General features: G+C 32.7%; 5 protein-coding genes. 1 reads left to right on the forward strand and 4 read right to left on the reverse strand.

Features of this window, described 5'->3' with window-relative positions:
- Nucleotides 1-290: 290 nt before the first annotated feature.
- The 3 genes from DXA54_RS27775 to DXA54_RS27785 all read right to left on the reverse strand — a co-directional run bounded on the left by DXA54_RS27775 (nt 291) and on the right by DXA54_RS27785 (nt 1870).
- Complete coding sequence (locus tag DXA54_RS27775) at nt 291-473, reverse strand: hypothetical protein (RefSeq protein WP_032853014.1); 183 nt, start codon at nt 471-473, stop codon at nt 291-293.
- Between the two features lie 300 nt (nt 474-773).
- Entirely contained in the window at nt 774-965 is a 192-nt protein-coding gene (locus DXA54_RS27780) for a hypothetical protein (protein ID WP_008652035.1), read from the reverse strand.
- Between the two features lie 2 nt (nt 966-967).
- The gene (locus DXA54_RS27785) at nt 968-1870 is read right to left on the reverse strand and encodes an IS1595 family transposase (protein WP_008652042.1); all 903 of its coding nucleotides are present in this window, start codon (nt 1868-1870) and stop codon (nt 968-970) included.
- Between the two features lie 191 nt (nt 1871-2061).
- On the opposite strand from DXA54_RS27785, the gene DXA54_RS27790 reads away from it, so the two are divergent.
- A complete protein-coding gene (locus DXA54_RS27790; RefSeq protein ID WP_032853016.1) occupies nt 2062-2304 on the forward strand; it encodes a hypothetical protein in 243 nt (80 codons plus the stop codon).
- Here DXA54_RS27790 and DXA54_RS27795 read toward each other — a convergent pair.
- On the reverse strand, nt 2284-2538 hold the full coding sequence (locus DXA54_RS27795) for a hypothetical protein (RefSeq protein WP_008648583.1): 255 nt from the start codon (nt 2536-2538) through the stop codon (nt 2284-2286). The genes DXA54_RS27790 and DXA54_RS27795 overlap by 21 nt on opposite strands.
- Between the last annotated feature and the right edge of the window lie 88 nt (nt 2539-2626).

Raw genomic sequence — 2626 nt, forward strand, 5'->3', positions numbered from 1 at the left:
GGCACTTAGACGATACCGACACCACAAATTATTATTATAATTTTTAGTTATAGCTACCGTCTATATGCATTTTAATTAGTTAATAAAAAAGCTCTTTCTAGTTGGTGTTAACTGGAAAGAGCCTGTTTCTTTTTCGACTGCTAAGATAGCAATTTATTTATTAATTTACAAACTTCTATTGTTTTATTTCTGTGCTAAATTATAAATTCTAATTTTGAGATTTAGTGATATTTCTATTATCACCATTATAAAAAAGTAGACTAATAAACTAACTATCGTTCCTATTATGCCTACCATAATGAGGGTAAAAAGCTCTTCTGTAAAATGTTTTTTGCACCTATCATTAAAGCTCCAAATACACAAATAGCATTTCCTATTAATGAAATAATAAGTGCTATTTTAGAAAACACTTTCAGATTTTTCTCTTTTTGAATTTCTAAACCTAAATACTGTGATTTTTCAAATGACTCCATAATGTTTTGCGTTTTATTGGTTAATACTAAATAATAATGTTTCCAGTCTATTAGCAATAACCATACGCCAGTATATGAAAAGACGCAGATAATTGCTTCACGTCCCTTGGCTCACCACAAGCCATTACACACCGAGCAAGAAATCTGCGTCTATGCGGATTCCTCAACGTGTGTAATATATAACTCGTTCATTCTCGAGGTGGTGATTCAGGGACGATTGAGCTATTATATACAAAAAAGCGTACCATCTATTCGATGATACGCTGCAAATATAAGAATAACTTCATAAATTACAAACTGTTACTCCTTCTTCTTTTCCTCCTTGTCTTTATCTTTCTCATCTTCGACTTGATCCGGTGTTTTCCCTTCCGCAATGTGCGCCATCTTTCGGAGCAGTTCATCGAACTGTTCTTTAGGAACAGAAAAGTTAATCTCTAACCTCACTGTTTTAATGTTACTTAGGTCTATTTCTTGTTTCTTTTTCTTTCCCATAACTAAGCTGCATTACGCAAAAGTAAATTAAATCTTTGAGAATCGGTAAAATTTCGAGTATTAAATCGGAAAATATATTCGTCAATATACCTCTGCATATATTTTTTGCTTACATGATAGTATATCCCAAATATCATTCTCTTGAAATGCGACCACACATTTTCGATACCGTTCGTACTAACAACGATTATCTCACCTTCATCTGTTGCATAGGTCGTACCATAGAAATGTTTTTCATGGTCTACTGACCTTTGTACATACTTCCCATGCAGTCCACTGTAATCCCAACCATCAGTATAAACAACACTACCTAATTCAACTTTTTCTTTGATAATCGGAACTATAGTTTTAGCTTGTGTATTGGGAACAACTTTGGCAATAACTTTACCACCTCTTTCAAGTATTCCGAATACAGGAACTTTATCCTTATAGCTACGTCCCTGACATTTCTCTACTTTCTTATCTTTGTGACGATTCTTGTTTTTACCACCTACAAATGTTTCGTCTATTTCTACTTCACCGGATAATTTATGGTTGTTTTCCATAGACATATATTGTCTAACTTTCTGCATCATTCCCCACGCTGTTCTTTGCTTAATCTTTAATATTGAAGCAACTTGGCAGGAAGAAATCCCTCTTGTATGAGTTAATAGTAACATCATCACAGAAAACCATTTTCTCATTGGCATCTTAGTTTTAGCAAATGCAGTTCCGGTTTTTACATCAAAGTATCGTCCAGTATTCTTGCATTTGTATTTCCCATTACTACATTTGTACACTTTAGATGTCGGGTCAAAAGGAGAAATTACCTTATCTCCCCAACGCATCATCTCAAAATACCTGATACAACTTTCTTCATCGGGAAAGTTCTCATAGAGAGTTAAAAGAGTAAAATCAGTTTTCATAACGTCAAATTTTTAGCTATCCAAATATACTAAAAATCAACGATATTAGCAAGTGATTTGCAATATATTTTCAAGGAAGTTTTTCGCAAGGATGCTAAAGAACATTCTTATACAACATATAGAGCAATGTACTGCTTATAGTTTATAAGCAGTACATTTGCAGATAGTATCAACCTTTAAAATGATAAAAAATGGATAAAAAACAAAGTGATGAAATTGAACTAAAATTGAAAGGTGCTTTATGTTCAATATGTAAAAGATCAATACTGCCTTACTATCACCCCAGTGGTATTCCTATAGATAACGCAGCAGAAATTAAACGAAATTATTTCGATAAGATTGATATATCAAAAGATAATATCAAAATTGAGTGTACATATTGTGGGTATATTATGTTTTTTAATAAGGAAACATTACTCAACCAAGTTTTTTGAGCATGATGTAATTTTTACAGTTGTTATTCTTGGCGGGTCAAGAGGAAAATCTTCATCGGTTGAATACCCCCATTTAAGGATTCTTTCTGATGAAGATTTCATCTCTTTCGCCATTTCTTCATTAGTTTTCCCCCAACAATCTAAATTCTCTTTTGCAATTCTAACAGCAGTTAATCTATTGTACGCTGCAAATTCATTCACTAGTCTTTCTAAAAGTTCTTCTTTCTTTTCCATAATCTTTAATTTTAATTGTTTATAAAAAAAGCCCGGATTCTCCGAGCTATAACTTTTTGTTATACGGTGTCAGTATCGTCTAAGTGCC

The sequence above is a fragment of the Bacteroides sp. OF03-11BH genome (assembly GCF_003604005.1).
Lineage (GTDB): Bacteria > Bacteroidota > Bacteroidia > Bacteroidales > Bacteroidaceae > Bacteroides > Bacteroides ovatus.